Raw genomic sequence first — 16,203 nt, forward strand, 5'->3', positions numbered from 1 at the left:
CTCACAGCTTGGTCAGCAAAAGGTCGGGCGACAGGATCAGCTGCGTCGCGTTGCGTACCGTCAGCACCGTGCCCGGCAACAGACCCGATCGTCCTGCCCGGTCGGTCTGAAAGGCGACATCCAGCGTCGCGCTGTTGGACAGCAGCGAGATCAGCGCGGGCGAGGTGCCCAGCGTGAAATGGCTGTTGCGGCTGCTGAAATCGCTGACATCCAGGATGGTGACCGGGAACTCGCCCAGCGCCTCGGCGTCGCGCAGGTTGCCCAGCCGGGCGCCGGCCCCGTTGATCCGCGCCGACAGCGCCAGCGCCTTGTCGCGCTTTGAAACGAAAATGGCAAAGGGCTGCGGCAACTCGTGGAATCGCCGGGCCTGTACCCGGAACAGATCTATATCCAGATCGGGCGAGATCAGGACCACCCCGCTCAGCGCCCGCCTGCTCCAACCCGGGTCGGCGATCTCGATCTGGCGCAGGGTCTCCATCAACAGCATGGTGCCCAGCGAATGGGCGACCAGGATGATACGCCGGGGGTTCGCGGCGCGCAGATCGCGCAGCAATTCCTCCAGCGCATCGCGGGAAAACAAAACGCTGTCGCGGTCATAGGTATAGCCCAGCGGATGGGTGGCGCTGGGCCAGGAGAAATGCACCGGAATCGCCGGCACGTCGAAATCGTGGGTGATCTGCGCGGTGCGGAACACCCCGTCGAAGAAACTGTTGTTGTAGCCGTGGATATACAGCGCGATCTCGCGCCGGTCGGCCGGCGCGGCGCGGATGGCGCGGGACAGCGCCGCCCGGAACCCCTGTCGCCCATCCATATCCGTGCGGGTGGCGATGGCAAAGTCGGTCTGCGGGTCAGGGTTCTTGAAGCCGTTGCGGATCTGTCCCTTCTGGTGGGTCGGCGGGATCGACACGCCCAGCTGCATGTAGCTGATCCGCTCGGACCGGTCGGTGGTGAACCAGCCGCCCGGCTCCGGCACCCGGTTGGTGGCGACAAAGACCGGCCGCAGGATGCCGACGTCGCCGGCCTGCGGCATCAACGGCGCGTGAAACCGGTCGGCGCAGGCCGACACGCCCGTCGCCGCCATCAGCATCAGCATCTGCCTGCGCTGTACCACGATGTCCCGCCTCTCTTTGCTTCCTGCAGACCAAGATAGCGGGCCGCGCCGCCGGGTCTAGAGCACGTAACGGCTGAGGTCGGCGGATTTGAGCAGCTCGCCCAGGTTCTGGTCGACGAAATCCGCATCCACCGTAATCGCCTCGCCGGCGCGGTCGGGCGCGGTGAACGAAAGCTCCTCGAACACCCGCTCCATCACCGTGTAGAGCCGCCGCGCGCCGATATTCTCGACCGTCTGGTTCACCTCGGCCGCGATCCTGGCCAGCGCCGCGATGCCGTCGTCGGTAAAGCTCACGGTGACCTCTTCGGTGCCCATCAGCGCGGTATACTGCCGGGTCAGCGCGTTGTCGGTCTCGGTCAGGATGCGCACGAAATCCCCCTCGGTCAGCGCCCGCAGCTCGACCCGGATCGGCAGCCGCCCCTGCAATTCGGGCAGCAGGTCCGAGGGTTTGGCGATATGAAAGGCGCCCGAGGCGATGAACAGGATATGGTCGGTCTTGACCGGCCCGTGCTTGGTGGAAACCGTGGTTCCCTCGATCAGCGGCAGCAGATCGCGCTGAACCCCCTCGCGGCTGACATCGCCGCCGCGCGCGTCGGCACGGGCGCAAACCTTGTCGATCTCGTCCAGGAACACGATGCCGTTCTGCTCCACCGCCTCCAGCGCCGCGCGGGTCACCGCGTCATCGTCCAGCAGTTTGTCGGCCTCTTCCCCGATCAGGATGTCATAGCTTTCGGCGACGGTCGTCTTCTTGCGCACCGTGCGCCCGCCAAAGGCCTTTCCGAACAGATCCCCCAGGTTCATCATGCCCATCTGACTGCCGGGCTGGCCGGGAATCTCGAACATCGGCGCGGGCCCCGAGGTGTCGGCCAGTTCCAGCTCGATTTCGGTATTGTCCAGTTCTCCGGCCTTGAGCTTGCGGCGGAACATCTCCCGCGTGCCCTCGCGCGCACCCTCGCCGGTCAGCGCGTCGATCACCCGCTCTTCGGCGGCATGATGCGCCTTGGCCCTGACCTCGTCGCGCATCCACTCACGGGTCTGCGCGATGGCGCCGTCCACCAGATCGCGGACGATCTGTTCCACATCGCGGCCGACATAGCCCACCTCGGTGAACTTGGTCGCCTCGACCTTGATAAAGGGCGCGCGGGCCAGCCTGGCCAGCCGCCGGCTGATCTCGGTCTTGCCGACGCCGGTGGGCCCGATCATCAGGATGTTCTTGGGATACACCTCGTCGCGCAGATCGTCGGACAGCTGCTTGCGCCGCCAGCGGTTGCGCAACGCCACCGCGACGGCGCGCTTGGCATCCTGCTGGCCGATGATGAACCGGTCCAGTTCAGAGACGATCTCGCGGGGGGTAAGGTCGGTCATGTCTGTCCTTCCAGGGGTTACTGTCGCGGGTCCGAAATTCTTAGAAAGAATGTCCGGCAAGAAACTGCTGGGGCTCCCTATCCGGAGATAGTCTCCACCGTCACATTGCCATTGGTATAGACACAGATATCGGCCGCGATCGCCATTGCCTTGCGGGCGATCTCCTCGGCGGTCAGCCCGGTTTCCATCAGCCCGCGCGCGGCGGCCAGCGCATAGTTGCCGCCCGATCCGATCGCGGCGACGTCATGTTCGGGCTCCAGCACGTCGCCGGCGCCGGTGATCACATAGATTTCCTTGCCGTCGCTGACGATCAGCATCGCCTCCAGCTTTTGCAGGTACTTGTCGGTGCGCCAGTCCTTGGCCAGCTCTACCGCCCCGCGCTGCAACTGGCCCGGCGTCGCCTCCAGCTTGGTCTCCAGCCGTTCCAGCAGGGTGAAGGCATCCGCGGTCGATCCGGCGAACCCCGCCACCACGTCATAACCGCCGGGGGAAAGCCGCCGCACCTTGCGCGCGGTGCCCTTGATCACGGTATCGCCCAGCGACACCTGGCCGTCGCCCGCGATCACCACCTGGCCGCCCCGGCGGACGCCGATGATGGTTGTGCCGTGCCAGCCGGGAAAGGACTTCTCGCTCATCTGTGCCTCCTGATCGTTGCCTGACTATATGGACGGGGCCGTGCGGACAGACAAGGGCGGCGACCCCCGCGCTTGCCCGGCCCGCCAACCCCCACTAGCGTGCCGGCATGAGTGAACCGCGCCACGCCACCTTTTATCTCGAGGACGGTCTGCGGCAGAGCGCCGAGGCCGGAGAGCATAATTTTCTTACTCTGCTGGCCGGGGTGCTGCGCGCCGCCGGTTTCGATCTGGCCTATCGTCCCGATACCGAAGAAGAACGCGCCGCCTCCGCCGGTCGCCCCGGCTATGCGCTCTTTCACATGGCCGAACCGACCCATGACCGCGCGCTGACCCTGCGCCGCGTCTATCACTATCCGTTCTGGGCCATTGAGCCCAGCGCCCGCCGCTGGGACTGGCGCGTCGCCAAGACCGCCTTTGCCGCCGATGCCGTGCCGCGCAGGGAGGCGGACCGCTTCTATCGCTTCTGGCAGAGCCGGCTGTTCGCCGATGCCCCGCAAAACGCCACGCGCGAGGGGTTCGTCTATGTGCCCCTGCAAGGGCGGCTGCTCCAACACCGTTCGTTCCAGGGCTGCGCGCCGCTCGACATGCTGCGCGCGGTGCTCGCCCACGATCCCCGCCCGGTCATAGCGGCTTTGCACCCGAAGGAGAGCTATTCGGAGGATGAGCTGACCGCGCTCGACCGGCTGGAACAGGCGACCCCCCGCCTGACCGTCACGCTGGGCGGGATGGAGCGCTGGCTCGGCGGCTGCGACTATGTCGTCACCGAGAATTCCAGCGCCGCCTTCAACGGTTATCTCTTCGGCAAGCCCGCCGTGCTTTTCGCGCGCGCCGATTTCCACCATATCGCCGCCGATGCCATCCGGCTGGGGGCGGAACAGGCCTTGCGCGCCGCCACCGACCTGCGGCCCGATTACGCAGGTTACCTGCACTGGTTCTGGCAGGACATGGCGATCAACGCCGGCAGGCCGGAGGCAACCGGGAAAATCCACGCCGCCCTGCTGCGCGCCGGCTGGCCGGTCTAACGCCAAAGAAAAAGGGGCACCCGCAGGCACCCCTTTGAAATTCAACCGGAAAACCGGATCAGATCGAGTCGTTGATCCAGCTTTGCAGCGCCGCCTTGGGGGCCGCGCCGGCACGGTTCGAGATCACCTGGCCGTCCTTGAAGATGAACAGCGCCGGAATGCCGCGCACGCCCATGGCGGCGGCGGTGTTCGGGTTGGAGTCGACGTCCACCTTGGCGATCTTCACCTTGCCTTCGTATTCGGCCGACAGCTCTTCCAGGGCCGGACCGATCTGTTTGCAGGGGCCGCACCACTCGGCCCAGAAATCCACCACGACGGGAATATCGGATTGCTTGACGATCTGATCGAAGGTGTCGTCGGTGACGGGAACGGTGGCCATGGTCTGTCTCCTGATGCGAAAGGCTTGGGTCGGAAGTTATGCAGCGCCACCGGTATCGTCAAGGCAACCCGCCCGTGCCAGCGCCTCTGACACAAGATCGTGTGCCAGCGGCATGAGTTGCGCGCTGCGCGTCCACAAAATCGCGGTTTCGACCACCCGGCCGCGATAGATTTGCGCCAGCGCGGCGGCATAGGCCCCCATCTGCCGCAACAGCCCCTCGGGACAGTCCTCCACTCGCCCCGGCACCGTGGCGTTGGTCTTGAAATCCACGGCAAGAACCCGCTCCGGCGTGACGACCAGCCGGTCGATCACCCCGTGCAGCCGCCGCGCGCCCAGGGCTGCTGTCACCGGCACCTCGGCCAGGGCATCGGCGGCAAAGATCGGGGCGAGGTCCGGCGCGGTCAGCACGCCGCGCGCCTCGGCCAGCAGATCGGCGCGCTCCGCCTCCGGCATATCCGCCAGAAGGTTCTCCGCCGCGCGCGCCCAATCCGCCTGCGCCAGCCCCGGCAGATGTTCCAGCAACAGGTGAATGCGCGTGCCGCGTACCTTGGCGGCCTCTTCGTCCTGCCCCGCCTCCCCCGGCAGCGCCTTGGCCCCGCCCAGATCCGAGGGGCCCAGCGTTGGCGGCGCCTCTTGCCGCTGTGATGCGGGGGCTTTCAGGAAACCCGGCAGCGGTACCGAATGGCGCACCGCATGCTCCGCCGCGATCTCCTCCGGCCCGGTCCAGTCGCCCACCTCATAGCGCAGGCCCGATCCGCCCCCGAAGACCTGCGGAACCGCCCCGGCGCGGGCCATTGCCGCCTGGACCATCTGATACCAGCTGTCGCCGGCCTTATCCAAATCGCCGGCGGCGGCGACGATCAGCCATTTCTCGGCCCGCGTCAGCGCCACGTACAAAAGCCGCAGTCTTTCGTACATTTGCTTGGCCTGCGCCGCATCCCGCGCCCGGGTCAGCGCCGGTGGCATTTCCGCCGCCGCCGTGCGCCACAGCGGCACGCCATCGGCCAACATCACCTGCGGCAAGGTCGGCGGCCGCCGCTTGGCGGTATCGGGCAGGATCACGATCGGCGCCTCCAGCCCCTTGGCGCCATGCACCGTCATCACCCGGATCATATTGCCCGCGCCGCCCATCTGGCGCTTGATCTCCAGATCGTCGGTCTCCATCCAGACCAGAAATCCGGTCAGGCTGGGGATCGCGCTGCGCTCATAGGCCAGCGCCTGGGACAGCAGCGCGTTGATCCCGTCCTCCGCCTCGGCCCCCAGCCGCGCCAGCAACCGGCGGCGGCCGTCATGGCGGGTCAGGATGCGTTCGATCAGATCGTAGGGACGCAGGAAATCGGTCTGGTCGCGCAGGTCGTTCAGCAGCGCCAGCGTTTCGGGGAATTCCTCGGCCCGGTCGCGCAGGGCCTGCCAGAGAAAGCGTTTCTGCCGCCGATGCGCCAGATCGAAGAGCTGCTGTTCGCTCCAGCCCAGCAGCGGCGATTTCAGCACCGTGGCCAGCGACAGGTCGTCTTCGGGCGTGGCCAGAAACCGCAGCAGCGCCGCCAGATCCTTTACCGCCAGTTCCGCCCCGACCTTCAGCCGGTCGGCCCCGGCGATGGGAAGGCGGGCGGCCTTGCAGGCGCGGATGATCTCGGCGAAGAGGTCCGAGCGCCGCTGCACCAGGATCAGGAAATCCCCCGCCTGCACCGGGCGGCGCTGGAACGTGCCCGGTGTCTTCCCGTCCACCGGCACCGTCTCGCCGCGCTCGATCATCTGCTTGATGCCCTGCGCGATCCTCTCGGCCAGAACCACGGTGTGATGCCGCGCGCCGGGGCGGTCGACCGGATCGGTCCAGTCGCCCTCAACCTCATCCTCGACCTTTTCCACCACCGGCCAGAGATCGACGCGGCCGGGCAGATCGGATTTGAACGCGCGGTGCAGCGCCTCCTTGCGAAACCCGGCCTCTGCCCTGCCCTCGAACACCAGATCGACCAGTTGCAGGATCGCCTGCGCCGAGCGGAAGGAAAACTCCAGCGTCAGATCCTGCAACCCGGCGCCGGTATCGGTCAGCCGCCTGGAGAACTCCGCCTGCATCCGGTCGAAGGCCTCCGGGTCGGCCCCCTGGAAGGAATAGATCGACTGTTTCTTGTCGCCGACGACGAAGATCGTGCGCTCGACATCCGGCCGCGCCCCCTGGCCACTGGTAAACTCCTGCGCCAGCTTCTCGATCACGTCCCATTGCTCCGGGCTGGTGTCCTGCGCCTCGTCCACCAGGATATGGTCGATGCCGCCGTCGAGACGGTAGAGCACCCAGGCCGCCACGCCCGGATCGTTCAGCAACTGCCTTGTCTTCAGGATCAGGTCGTCGAAGTCGAGCCAGCCGCGCAGTTGTTTGCGGCGTTCGTATTCCGGCAGGAATTCCCGCGCGAATTCATGCAGCGCCTGCGATTTTCGGGTCGCCTCCAGCCCCAGACGGCGCGGGCGGGCGGCCTCGACGCGGCGCATCAGCGGCTCCACCCTGTCCATCAGATCGGGGTGATCGTTGCGCAGATCCTTGGTCGGAAACGTCCCTATCTTGGCCGAAAACGGGTCTTTTGCACTCGCCCCGGTCAGAAAGACCCCTTCCAGAACCGGCAGGTCGGAAAGCCCGGGCTCACTGATCGCGGCGAGTTTTTCGGCGGCCTTCTGATCGGTGCTCTTGCCGGTGGCGAGCATCTCGCGCAACCGCGTCAGCAGCTCCGCCTCGCCGCCCAGAAACACCTCGCCGCTCAGCGCCTCTGCGTCATACCCCGGCGGCAGATCGAACAGCGCCAGCAGCGCGTCCCAATCCAGCGGCTCGGCAAAACCCGCGCGCTTGCCGGTGACGGCGGCGGTCAGCGCGGCGAAATCCGTATCGGTCAGGTGCCGGGCCAGGGCGTCGATCAGATGCGCGTGGCGCCCGTCGGCGAAATCCTCGACGATCTCCTCGCGCAACAGCGCCGCGGCGCGATCCTCCATCTCGGAAAACTGCGGGCTGACCCCGGCCTCCAGCGGAAACCGCCGCAGAAACGAGGCGCAGAAGGAGTGGATGGTCTGGATCTTCAGCCCGCCGGGCGTCTCGATGGCGCGGGCAAAGAGGGTTCGGGCGTGGGCCAGCCGGTCGGGCGTGATCGCGCCCTCGGTCCCCAACGCCTCCAGCTGACCGCACAGCGCGCCGTCCTCCAACATCGCCCATTCGCCCAGCCGTTTGAACAGCCGGTTCTGCATCTCGTTGGCCGCCGCCTTGGTATAGGTGAGGCACAGGATGTGCTGCGGCTCCACATCCGCGAGCAGCAGCCGCGCCACCCGGTCGGTCAGCACCCGCGTCTTGCCCGAGCCCGCATTGGCGGCCAGCCAGGTCGAGGCATCGGGTCGCGCCGCCTGCACCTGCCGTTCGGTGGCCTCATCGCGCCGGCTCATGCCAGATCCTCCGGGGTGGGGTCCGTGCTGCGGTCCCATTCGCCGAACCGTGCCAGATGGTCGTAATCGCCCACGTCGCTGTCCTTGAACAGCATCCGGCGCGAGGTATAGCCCTGATCGGGCTGCGCATAGGCGCTGAGCAGCTCGCGCAGATCCTCCAGCACCTGCGCCGGCGGCTCATCGTCCAGCGGCGCCGGAACCTCCTTGTAGCTGCTGCCGACACCGATAAAGACGGCGCCGGACACCGGCGCGGGGGCGAGGATGCCAAAGCCCGCCTGCTCAGCCATGGCCGCCTCGATCAGCAGCTGCTTGTCGAATTTGGCCTGCTGATCGCGGGTTGGCGGCGCGCCGGTCTTGTAATCGAAAATCGACAGGATCCCGCGCGCGTCCATGTCGATCCGGTCGGCCCGGCCGATCATGGTGACGCCGGGGGGCGTGATCGTCATCTTGCCGGTCTGCTCAAAGGCCGAGCTGATCGCACTGGCCTGCCGCCCCGCCTCGGCGGCGAGGAAGGCCTCGGCGATCCGGCCCAGCCGCGCCAGCCAGAGCGCGCGGGCGGTGGGCCAGGGGACATGCGCCTCCAGCACCTCACGGGCGCGGGCCATCAGCGTCTCGCGGTTGAGCGGCGCGCCGGTTCCCAGATCGTCGCGCACGAACCGCTCGAACACCTCATGCAGGGCGGTGCCGCGCAGCAGCGCGTCGGGCTCCTGCACCAGCGGATCCAGCGGGTTCAGCCGCAGCACGCGTTTGGCATAGACGGCATAGGGGTCGCGGATCAGCCGCTTGATCTCGGTGACGTTCAGCCGGTCGGGCCGCGCGGCCACCGGCGGGCGCGGCGAGGGGCGCGGGGCGGCCGGCACCGGCGTGGTCTCCTCCAGCGCCTCGGCCCAGGCAAGGTATGTGCGCCCGCGCGCGGCCATATCCTCCAGCGCCTGCCGCCCGCCCTGATCGGGCAGACCCCTCAACAGGTTGGTCAGCCGGTTCAGCCAGCGCGACGGCACGGTTTCGGCATCGTCAGAGCGTTTGGCGCGGGTCAGCCAGACCTCCGGCGCGGCAATCGCCTGTTGGAAATCATGCGCCGAGAGGCCGATGCGCCGTTCAGGCAGCAAGAGGCCCGCGCGGTCGCGCATCTGCCGGTTCAGCCAGGGGTCGGGGCGCGCCGGTTCCGGCCAGCTGCCCTCGTTCAGCCCGCCGAGGATCAGCAGGTCGGCACCCATCACCCGCGCCTCCAGCGTGCCCCAGATCATGATCCCGGTCAGGCCGGCGTCGCGGTCGCGCACCTCTTCGCCCTGCAACAGCGCGGCAAGCAGGTCGGTGAAGTCGCGCGCGGTCATGGCGCCGCCGCGCTCGGCCTCGCGCTCCAGCGCCTCGATGACCGACAGCGCCTTTTGCCCGGCGTTCTTCTGCCAGAGCGTGCCGCTGCCCTCTGCCTGACTGCCCGCGGCGATGACCTCGGCCAGGGTGCGCAGGTCGGCGACCCAGTCGCAGAGCGGCTGCGCGCCGGGACGGACCCGGTCGCAGAAACAGCCGTTCAGCCAGTCAAGCCAGGGGCGCGGCACCGTGCCCTCATGGCGCGCGGCGAACCGCGCGAACCCCTCCGCGTCCGGAAAGGCGGGGCCGCGTTTGCGCAGGTCCAGCTCCAGATCGCGGGCATGGCGCAGATGCTCGCCGCGCCCCGCCCCGTCGTGGCAAAGAGGGTGTTTCAGCAGCGTCAGCAGTGTCTCGCCGGTCAGCCGTCCGGTGAACAGTTCGGCCACATGGCGCAGGAAGCGGCCCGGCGGCGACAGGTGCAGCGGCTGGCCGGCGCTGTCGTCGGGCACGATGTCCCAGCGTTCCAGCGCGGCGGTGACCTGGCGCGACAGCATCCGGTCGGGGGTGATCAGGGCGGCCGACTGCCCGGTCTCGGCCGCCTCGCGCAGGCGCAGCGCGATGGCCAGCGCCTCGTCGCGCGGGTTTTGCGCCTCGATCAGGGTCAGGTCGGCGGTTGCGGCGTCCAGCCCGGAGAGCTTCGGCCCCTCCTCCATCCAGGCGTCGGTCACCGGCGCCGGCCGCAGCGCCAGCGAGACCAGGCGGTTGCGCGCCGGCGCCGGCGGCGCGGTGTCGGTCCAGCGGCGGATCTCTCCCGGGCCGATCTCCAGCGCGTCCATCAGCTTGCGGAACCGGTATTGCGGGTGATCCTCGGAGGTGAGCGCGCGGTCCAGCCTGTCCCACACCGCCGCCCGATGGGCGAAATCGTAGCCGGGCAGCACCACCGCCCCCTGCGGCAGCCGCGCCACCGCCTGCATCAGCATCAGCGTGGTGCCGCGCGAGCCGGTGGAGCCGGCCAGGATCACCGGATGCTCGGGTGGGGCCTCCTGCCAGCGGGCGATCAGCCCCTCGACCACGCGGCGCTGGCGCGCCTGCATGTCCAGCTCGTCCGTGTCGCTGCCGATCAGGTCGTCGGCGATGCCGATAAAGGTCTGCGCGCGGGCCCAGTGACCGGACAGATCGCTGACATCCAGATTGCGGATGTCGTCGGGCGAGACGCCCTCGCCCTGCATTTCATCGATCAGCCCGGCCAGGCTGTCGGCCAGATCGTAAAGCGAGGCGCGCGCGGCCAAGTCCGGCTGGCGGTCCAGCAGTTTCGCGATCAGCTGCGTCAGCTCCAGCCGCCGGCGCAGCGGTGGAATGGCGGGCGGCAGCCGGTCCATGCCGCCGCTCTCGCCCAGGTCGGTGACAAGGGAAAGCCGGGGCAACAGGCGCGGCGGGCCGGCGTCGAAAATCTCGCGGATTCGGCGGGCCATGCGGCGGGTGTTGACCACAAGCTGCACCCGCGCCAGCGCCTCGGGTGGGGCGCCCTCCATCCGGGCAGTCAGCCCCTCGATCAGCGCGCGGGGGAAATCAACCCCGGGCGGCAGGGCATAGACGCGCGGGGTCTGGCCGGTGTCAAACATCGGGGGTCTCGGCCAGCAGGCGTTCGGCCAGCGCGATGCCGTCCGGATGACCCACGTCGCACCAGCGGCCGGGATATTCCAGCGCGAACAGTCTGTTACGCTCCAGCATCCGGTCCCAGACACAGTTGAGCGAGAACACCTCTTCTTCGATCTCGTCCAGAAGGTCGGTGCACATGATCTGCACGCCGCCGTAGATGGTGGTCGTCCCACGGCAGATGCGACCCGCCTCGTCGATGTCAAAATCCCCGCCGCCCTTGTGGCCCAGCACATGAGGGGCGCGGATGCAGATCAGCAGCGCGTCCATCGCCTCGGCGTCCCAGGCCGCGCGCAGCATCTCAAGCGGGTTCGGCCCGGACCAGATCGCATCGGTGTTGAGCGTAAAGACCGGCCCCGGCCCCAGCAGCGGCAGCGCGGCGCGCAACCCGCCGCCGGTGTCGAGGATGTCGGGCGCCTCCTGCGATAGCGCGATGCCCTGCGGCTCCAGATGGGCGCGCAGCATCTCGGGTTTGTAATGCAGGTTCGCCACCACCCGCGGCAGGGCCAGCGGGCGCACCAGATCCAGCGCGTGGTCGATCAGCGGGCGACCGGCCACCTCGATCAGCGGCTTGGGGCGGTCGCGGGTCAGCGTGCCCATGCGGGTGCCGAACCCGGCGGCGAACAGCATCGCGGCCTCAGGGGTCATGCCGACCTCAGCCTGGCCAGCGCCTCGGGTGTGGGGGCGGGCAGCGCCCCGAGCAGCAGGTCCGCCACCGGGGCGAGCGCGGGGTGATCCAGATCGCGCGTCAGATGCGCCCAGACCGCCGGGATCAGGTCGACATACTGCGGTTTGCCGTAATCGGTGGCGAGCCGGGCGAAAACGCCGAGGATGCGCAGGTTGCGCTGGGCGCCCAGCACGGCATAGGCGGTGCGAAAGATGTGATCGTCCACTCCGGCGGCCGAAATGTACAGATCGGTCATCGCGATCTCGATCCCCGCCGGCACATCGCGGCGGATGTCCTGGAGCAACGAGACCAGATCATAGGCGGGATGACCCAGCATGGCGTCCTGGAAATCCAGCAGGCCTACGCGGGCGGGGCCGTTGCGGTCCGGCAGCCAGATCAGGTTTTCGGCGTGATAGTCGCGCAGGATCACCACCTGCTTTCCACTCGTGGTGGCGCGCAGAATATCCTCGAACCGCAGCAGGAAGCGCTGATGGGCCTCGCCGCCGTCGTCGCCGAGGATGCCGGCGCGGTATTTGGTAAAGGCCAGCCCGGCCAACCCGGCCATCAGCGGTGGGTCATAGGCGGCAAGGGCCGGCGGGGTGGCCTCGTGCAGCGCGATCAGCACATGGGTCGCGGCCTCGTAAAGCTGTCGTTCGGGTTTGGGGTCGGCGGCCAGCACCCGCGCGAACAGCGCATCGCCCAGATCCTCCAGCAGCAGAAAGCCGGTTTCGGCATCTTCGGCGTAGATCTCGGGCGCGCTCAGCCCCTGGTCGCGCAGGAACCGGGCGATGGCGGTGAAGGGGCGCACATCCTCGCCCTTCTCGGGCGGGGCGTCCATCAGCACGGCGGTTCGCCCGGTGGCCGGATCGCTCAGCCGCTCGTACCGGCGGTTCGAGGCGTCGCCGGCCAGCGGCGCCCGGGGGGCGCGGGACCAGTCGGTGGTGGCAAGGAAGCTTTCGGCCAATGTGGCGCGGTCGGTCATTCGAAAAGGTCTTTCAGGTGGTCCAGACATTCGGCCCAGCGCGGCGCCGTCCAGGTGAGCGTCAGGTGGCGGGTGTCTTCGGCGCCTTCGGTCGTGGCGAAGGTCAGGTGCAGCGCGTCGGGCGGGGTCAGCGGGCCCAGCCGGTCGGGCCATTCGATCAGGCAGATCGCGGTTTCCATCGCCTCGGTCAGGCCCAGCTCCTCGATTTCCCCGGGGGCGGACAGGCGGTAGAGATCGGCATGCCAAAGCTCGCCCGCCCGGGTGTCATAGGTCTGCACCAGCGTGAAGGTGGGAGAGGGCACGTCCTCGGGCATCTGCAACAGGGACTGGATCAGGGCGCGGGCGAAATGGGTCTTTCCGGCGCCGATCGGCCCGTCAAGCAGCAGGCAGTCGCCGGGGCGCAGCAGCGCGCCCAGCCCGCCGGCAAGGCGGGCGGTGGCGTCGGGCGAGGTCAGGGTCAGGGACAGCGGCGGTCGGATCATGGCGCCACAATGGCCGCGCCGGCGCCGCGCCGCAAGCCGGTTCAGCGGCCCGGGGGCGCGGCCGGTTCCGCATCTTTCGCGCCGTGCCGCGCGGCATCGCCGGCGGGGTGCGAGCCGGTGCGGGCGAACGTCACCATGGTCGCCCCCTTGCGAATAGGCAGCACCGTGCAATCAAGATGCGCGCCATTGCGCAGCCGGACCTCGGCGCGCCATTCGGCGCGGTTCTCGCGGACCGCGACGAAATCCCGCAACTCGCCCCAGACCGGGGTGGCAAGGCATTGATCCTGCCAGCTTCGGGTCGCGTCGATGATGGTGAACTGGGCAAAGCTGCGATCCGGATCGACGCCCCAGAGCCGGCGATAGGCGGCATTGCACAGGGTCAGTGTGCCATTGGGGTCGAACACCGCGATCGCGCTTGGTAGCGCATCGAGCACCGCCTGGCTTTGCTCCAGCTCGGCGCGGAACCGGCGGGTGAGGGTGATCTCGGCGGTGATGTCCTCGAACAGAAAGGCCACGGCGCCGTCGGGGTGGGGGCGGCCGCTGACCGAATAGACCGAGCCGGAGGGCAGCGACCAAGTTTCCTTGTACTGGCCGCTGGCGGCGGCCTCGACCAGATCGGCGAGCTTCTGGCGCCAGCTGTTGTAATCCTTGGGTTCGGGCATCATCGCACTGTCGCGCAGCCGGTCGAAGAAACTCAGCAGGCTGGGCCGGGCGCTGAGGAAATCGGCAGGCAGCGCAGTGAGATCGATAAGCGCCGGGTTGAACAGCGCCAGTTGCCGGTTGCGGTCGAAGATCGCCAGCCCGATCGAGAGCTGAGCAAAGGTCTTGGTCAGGGTCTGGACGAAATTGCGCTGGGCCGCCTCGGCGTCGACCACCGCGTTCACGTCGGTGGCATAACACAGATGCCCGCCCTTTTGCGGGATCGTCCAGACATCGTACCAAAGCGTGTACTCGCCCTGGTCGGCGGTGATTGCCTGGCGCAGCTTGCGCCGCGGCTGCGCCGCGCCGGCCAGCCCGGGGAACAGTGGCTCTGCCGTGTCGGTATCGCGCCCGCGCACCTTGCGGACCAGCGCCGCATAGGCGCTGTTGCACCAGGTGACCTGGTCCTGATCATCTATGCGCCAGGCCGGATAGGGCGCGGCATTGGTGGCGGTGCGCAGAATATCCAGCTCTTTTGCCAGTGGCGGCAGGTCCGCCGCCGAGAGCGGCGCGCCGGACCGCAGATGCACCCGCGTGACACCGTCGATCCATTCGCACATCGCCTCGCCCGGCGGCTCCCGGTCCAGCGACGGGACCGACAGGCGGCCGGCCTCGCGCACCTGATCGACATCGGGCGGAAAGCCGGGGAAATCGGGCAACAGCGCCTCGCGCAGCGATTGCCAGGTAAGGCCGTCGCCGGGGTCGCCGGCAATCGCCCGGGCGGCGGCAGAGGCGTCGATCATGTCGCGGCCCTCGAACAGAAAAACCGGATCCTGGGTCAGGCCGTCGCCGGCCGGTTTCGGGCGCGCGGTCCGGGCCGCGCGGTCCGGCGGCGACAGCCACAGCACCGCCAGCATGGCAGCGGCCAGGCAGATCGCGGCCAGCGCCGCCCATTCTCCGAGGGTGATGTCGAGCATGCCAATGATCCCGGGTCTTGCGCAGGTATCGCACAATATTCGGCCGAATGGGTTAACGCGGGTTTAACCTTTGGCCGGGACCGCGCCGGCGATCAGATCTCGATCGGCCGGTTGGCCCCCAGTGGCAGGGCGAATTCGCCGTGCAGCGCGTCGAGCTTGCTGCGCGGCCAGACCACCTCGACGATGGCGCCGCTTTGTTCGGGGCGGATCGGGACCGTCTTGTACGGGTCGAGCCCGTTGAAAAAGCTCAGCGTCGCGCCCGAGCGTTGCAGCAGCGTCTTGGCGATGAACAGCCCTAGGCCCATGCCCTCATAGCCCGGCCGGTCGCGGGTGGTGTCGCGGGCCTCGGGCTGGCCCCGGCGGCGGCGCACGAAGGGATCGCCGATGCGCCCGATCACCTGCGGCGGAAAGCCGTGGCCGTCGTCGATGATCCGCACCCGGATCTGATCGTCGGTCCATTTCATCTCGACCCAGACATTTTCGTCGGCAAAATCCACCGCGTTCTGGATCAGGTTGCGCAGCCCGTGGATCACCTCGGGCAGGCGCAGGATCGCCGGCTGTTGCCGGCTGGCGCCGTCGCAGGGCTCTTCGCTGAAATGGATGGTCTTGCCGCGCTGGGTGTGCGGTTCGGCGGCCTCGTGCACCACGGTGCTGAGCGGCGCCTGCCGCAGATGCAGATCGTCCTTTCCGGCGCGGCCCATGCTGCGCAGGATGTCGCGGCAGCGGTCGGCCTGCTGCCGGATCAATTCGGCATCCTCGCGCAGGTCGGGGCGATCCTCCAGTTCTTCGATCAGCTCGGAGCTGGTCAGCTTGATGGTGGCCAGAGGGGTGCCCAGCTCATGCGCGGCAGCGGCGACGACGCCACCCAGATCGGTCAGCTTCTGCTCCCGGGACAGGGCCATATGCGTGGCCGAGAGCGCCTCGGACATCGACTGCATTTCCGAGTTGATGCGGTAGGAATAGACACCCATGAACACCGCCGCGATGGTGATCGCCGCCCAGTTGCCGAAAACGAAGATGTCGGGAACCCGCAGGATGAGCCCCTCGGCGGTGCGCAGCGGCAGGTGAAACTGCGCCAGCAGCGTGACCAGCAGGATCGCGGTGCCGCCGACGGTCAGCGCGGCGCGCAACCCCAGCACATTGGCCGAGATGGTGACCGGCGCCAGCAAGAGCAGCGCAAAGGGATTGTGCAGCCCGCCGGTGAGATAGAGCAGAAAGGCCAGTTGCAGCAGATCGTAGAGCGCCATCAGAAAGTTCTCGAATTCCGACAGCCGCTTGCTTTCGGGAAACAGGAACATGGCACTGACATTGACGACCACCGAAACGGCAATGGCCAGATAGCACAGCGGCAGCTCCAGCTGCAGGTTGTACATGCGCTGGGCGGCGGTGATCGCACCGATCTGGCCCGCGATGGCGACCCAGCGCAGCAGGATAAGGGTGCGCAGCCGGATCCAGCTGCTGCGCTCCTGGCCGCGCCAAATGCCCACATTGGATTCCGGCATGAAATCCCTAAGTCAGTTGCATCGGCTGGGGATGGTGATAGGTCTCCCGCCCTGA

The 16,203-nt window shown here is 68.2% G+C and carries 12 protein-coding genes; 1 reads left to right on the plus strand and 11 read right to left on the minus strand.

Going from position 1 to position 16,203, the window contains the following annotated elements:
- Position 1 precedes the first annotated feature (1 nt).
- From E1832_RS15185 to hslV, 3 genes are all read right to left on the minus strand, one after another.
- The gene (locus tag E1832_RS15185; RefSeq protein ID WP_133360618.1) at positions 2 to 1,111 is read right to left on the minus strand and encodes an alpha/beta hydrolase; all 1,110 of its coding nucleotides are present in this window, start codon (positions 1,109 to 1,111) and stop codon (positions 2 to 4) included.
- A gap of 57 nt (positions 1,112 to 1,168) precedes the next feature.
- Positions 1,169 to 2,476, minus strand: a complete 1,308-nt coding sequence (gene hslU, locus E1832_RS15190; protein ID WP_133360619.1) for an ATP-dependent protease ATPase subunit HslU — start codon at positions 2,474 to 2,476, stop codon at positions 1,169 to 1,171.
- Between the two features lie 77 nt (positions 2,477 to 2,553).
- Positions 2,554 to 3,111 (minus strand): ATP-dependent protease subunit HslV, encoded by a 558-nt coding sequence (gene hslV, locus E1832_RS15195; protein ID WP_133360620.1) that lies wholly within the window; start codon positions 3,109 to 3,111, stop codon positions 2,554 to 2,556.
- 107 nt (positions 3,112 to 3,218) lie between these two features.
- On the opposite strand from hslV, the gene E1832_RS15200 reads away from it, so the two are divergent.
- Entirely contained in the window at positions 3,219 to 4,133 is a 915-nt protein-coding gene (locus E1832_RS15200; protein WP_133360621.1) for a hypothetical protein, read from the plus strand.
- A 58-nt stretch (positions 4,134 to 4,191) separates the two neighbouring features.
- Here the strand turns inward: E1832_RS15200 and trxA are convergent, their stop codons facing one another.
- The 8 genes from trxA to regB all read right to left on the minus strand — a co-directional run bounded on the left by trxA (position 4,192) and on the right by regB (position 16,148).
- Entirely contained in the window at positions 4,192 to 4,512 is a 321-nt protein-coding gene (gene trxA, locus E1832_RS15205; protein ID WP_133360622.1) for a thioredoxin, read from the minus strand.
- Between the two features lie 36 nt (positions 4,513 to 4,548).
- The gene (gene addA, locus E1832_RS15210) at positions 4,549 to 7,932 is read right to left on the minus strand and encodes a double-strand break repair helicase AddA (protein ID WP_133360623.1); all 3,384 of its coding nucleotides are present in this window, start codon (positions 7,930 to 7,932) and stop codon (positions 4,549 to 4,551) included.
- Positions 7,929 to 10,865 (minus strand): double-strand break repair protein AddB, encoded by a 2,937-nt coding sequence (gene addB, locus E1832_RS15215; RefSeq protein WP_133360624.1) that lies wholly within the window; start codon positions 10,863 to 10,865, stop codon positions 7,929 to 7,931. The genes addA and addB overlap by 4 nt, the downstream gene beginning before the upstream one ends.
- Positions 10,858 to 11,547, minus strand: a complete 690-nt coding sequence (locus E1832_RS15220) for a nucleotidyltransferase family protein (protein WP_133360625.1) — start codon at positions 11,545 to 11,547, stop codon at positions 10,858 to 10,860. Before E1832_RS15220 ends, addB begins: the two co-directional genes overlap by 8 nt.
- Positions 11,544 to 12,548 carry an aminoglycoside phosphotransferase family protein gene (locus tag E1832_RS15225; RefSeq protein ID WP_133360626.1) on the minus strand — a complete coding sequence of 335 codons (1,005 nt, stop codon included), beginning with the start codon at positions 12,546 to 12,548 and terminating at the stop codon, positions 11,544 to 11,546. Before E1832_RS15225 ends, E1832_RS15220 begins: the two co-directional genes overlap by 4 nt.
- Positions 12,545 to 13,030, minus strand: coding sequence for a tRNA (adenosine(37)-N6)-threonylcarbamoyltransferase complex ATPase subunit type 1 TsaE (gene tsaE / locus E1832_RS15230; RefSeq protein ID WP_133360627.1), 486 nt, complete (start codon positions 13,028 to 13,030; stop codon positions 12,545 to 12,547). The genes E1832_RS15225 and tsaE overlap by 4 nt, the downstream gene beginning before the upstream one ends.
- Positions 13,031 to 13,071: 41 nt before the next feature.
- Positions 13,072 to 14,646: a PAS-domain containing protein gene (locus E1832_RS15235; protein ID WP_133360628.1), complete on the minus strand. Its 1,575-nt coding sequence runs from the start codon at positions 14,644 to 14,646 to the stop codon at positions 13,072 to 13,074.
- A gap of 92 nt (positions 14,647 to 14,738) precedes the next feature.
- Positions 14,739 to 16,148, minus strand: a complete 1,410-nt coding sequence (gene regB / locus E1832_RS15240; protein ID WP_133360629.1) for a sensor histidine kinase RegB — start codon at positions 16,146 to 16,148, stop codon at positions 14,739 to 14,741.
- Between the last annotated feature and the right edge of the window lie 55 nt (positions 16,149 to 16,203).

It is taken from the genome of Antarcticimicrobium luteum (assembly GCF_004358185.1).
GTDB lineage: Bacteria > Pseudomonadota > Alphaproteobacteria > Rhodobacterales > Rhodobacteraceae > Antarcticimicrobium > Antarcticimicrobium luteum.

Bases quoted from the DNA above. Each gene is read 5' to 3' on its own strand.
- addB (WP_133360624.1), bottom strand. From the start codon at position 10,865: ATGTTTGACACCGGCCAGACCCCGCGCGTCTATGCCCTGCCGCCCGGG.
- E1832_RS15235 (WP_133360628.1), bottom strand. From the start codon at position 14,646: ATGCTCGACATCACCCTCGGAGAATGGGCGGCGCTGGCCGCGATCTGC.
- regB (WP_133360629.1), bottom strand. From the start codon at position 16,148: ATGCCGGAATCCAATGTGGGCATTTGGCGCGGCCAGGAGCGCAGCAGC.
- hslV (WP_133360620.1), bottom strand. From the start codon at position 3,111: ATGAGCGAGAAGTCCTTTCCCGGCTGGCACGGCACAACCATCATCGGC.
- E1832_RS15220 (WP_133360625.1), bottom strand. From the start codon at position 11,547: ATGACCCCTGAGGCCGCGATGCTGTTCGCCGCCGGGTTCGGCACCCGC.
- addA (WP_133360623.1), bottom strand. From the start codon at position 7,932: ATGAGCCGGCGCGATGAGGCCACCGAACGGCAGGTGCAGGCGGCGCGA.
- trxA (WP_133360622.1), bottom strand. From the start codon at position 4,512: ATGGCCACCGTTCCCGTCACCGACGACACCTTCGATCAGATCGTCAAG.
- E1832_RS15225 (WP_133360626.1), bottom strand. From the start codon at position 12,548: ATGACCGACCGCGCCACATTGGCCGAAAGCTTCCTTGCCACCACCGAC.
- hslU (WP_133360619.1), bottom strand. From the start codon at position 2,476: ATGACCGACCTTACCCCCCGCGAGATCGTCTCTGAACTGGACCGGTTC.
- E1832_RS15200 (WP_133360621.1), top strand. From the start codon at position 3,219: ATGAGTGAACCGCGCCACGCCACCTTTTATCTCGAGGACGGTCTGCGG.
- tsaE (WP_133360627.1), bottom strand. From the start codon at position 13,030: ATGATCCGACCGCCGCTGTCCCTGACCCTGACCTCGCCCGACGCCACC.